We start from the raw sequence: 1,298 nt of genomic DNA on the forward strand, positions 1-1,298 counted from the left end.
CTTAGTAGCTTAACCTGCTACGGTTTCTCTCCCGGTGATGCAACTTGACGAATGACCATTTCGTCATTTGCCTTATTCCATATCTTATTTTCAAGGTGCATTCTGTTCATGCCGTTCATCACGGCGACAAGTAGTAATATAGCATGGCTCCAAAATATTTGCAACCCCTTTTTTTATTTTTTTATTGCCCGAAGAAAAATATATTGTTATTCACAAATAAAAATTTCACTTAATGATATGAAAAAGCTTGAAAAACAGGCTGTTCAAACAATCTGCCCGCCGCTTTTAAAGCAAACCGCAACAAAGAGGGAGGGTATTCTTCACCCTCCCTGTTGAACCCCGGTTGCTTTTCAAAGATCAGGGATTTGCCAGTCAATTTCCCTGAAACCATGCTCACGTAAAAATTGATTTGCTTTGGAAAACGGACGACTGCCGAAAAATCCTTTTTTCGCGGCAAGCGGGCTTGGGTGTGCAGATTCAAAAACGCCGTGCCACGGGTTGGTGATCAAGGAACCTTTTTCTTGAGCATGGCGCCCCCATAACAAGAATACAACCGGATCCCGGCGCTCATTTAATCTCCGGATCACCTCATCGGTGAAAGTCTCCCAGCCCTTGTTCTTATGCGAATTCGGTTTGCTTTCCCTTACCGTTAAGACGGAATTTAACAAAAGTACCCCTTGTTTTGCCCACTTCTCCAAATATCCGTGGTTGGGAATTTCACACCCCAAATCCGCTTTCAGTTCCTTAAAAATATTTTTCAGGGAAGGCGGTTGTTTGACTCCCGGTTTAACGGAAAAACTGAGTCCATGTGCCTGTCCCTCTCCATGGTATGGATCCTGCCCGATAATGACGACTTTCGTTTCTGCAAATGGCGTCAACCGAAGGGCTGAAAAGATTTCATCTTTTCGCGGATATACAACTTGCGTAGCATATTCCTCTTCCACAAACTCCCACAACTTAACAAAGTACGGCTTGGAAAATTCATCTTTCAACACTTCAGCCCAGTCATTTTGAATGAATTCCATAATTGAGGAAATATCTCTCCCATTTTTTATTTTTCGGATATGTTTTAGTAAGCCACACTTATTTCCGATTGTAAAGGTACTTTTTACAAAAGAAAAAGACCCCTTTGCAAAACAAAGGAGTCTTGCCGTATTCCCTGAAAACTAAAGAGTGAGTAAGGCATGACCCGAGAAGTAATCGGTTCATTTGCTCTGTGAAGAGCTCCTTAGAAAGGAGGTGATCCATCCCCACCTTCCGGTAGGGATACCTTGTTACGACTTCACCCCAATCATCTG

Annotated in this window: 1 protein-coding gene and 1 rRNA gene; both read right to left on the minus strand. The window is 42.8% G+C overall.

Annotated features, from left to right (window positions below; all coding sequences use genetic code 11):
- Window positions 1-350 precede the first annotated feature (350 nt).
- Complete coding sequence (locus tag I8U19_RS17080) at window positions 351-1,025, minus strand: uracil-DNA glycosylase (protein ID WP_033102457.1); 675 nt, start codon at window positions 1,023-1,025, stop codon at window positions 351-353.
- 207 nt (window positions 1,026-1,232) lie between these two features.
- Window positions 1,233-1,298 (minus strand): 16S ribosomal RNA (locus I8U19_RS17085); the annotation flags it as partial.

This window comes from Thermoactinomyces sp. CICC 10523, from assembly GCF_016055105.1.
Classification (GTDB): domain Bacteria; phylum Bacillota; class Bacilli; order Thermoactinomycetales; family Thermoactinomycetaceae; genus Thermoactinomyces_A; species Thermoactinomyces_A daqus.

Coding starts and splice junctions, on each gene's coding strand:
- I8U19_RS17080 (WP_033102457.1), bottom strand. CDS start 1,025: ATGGAATTCATTCAAAATGACTGGGCTGAAGTGTTGAAAGATGAATTT.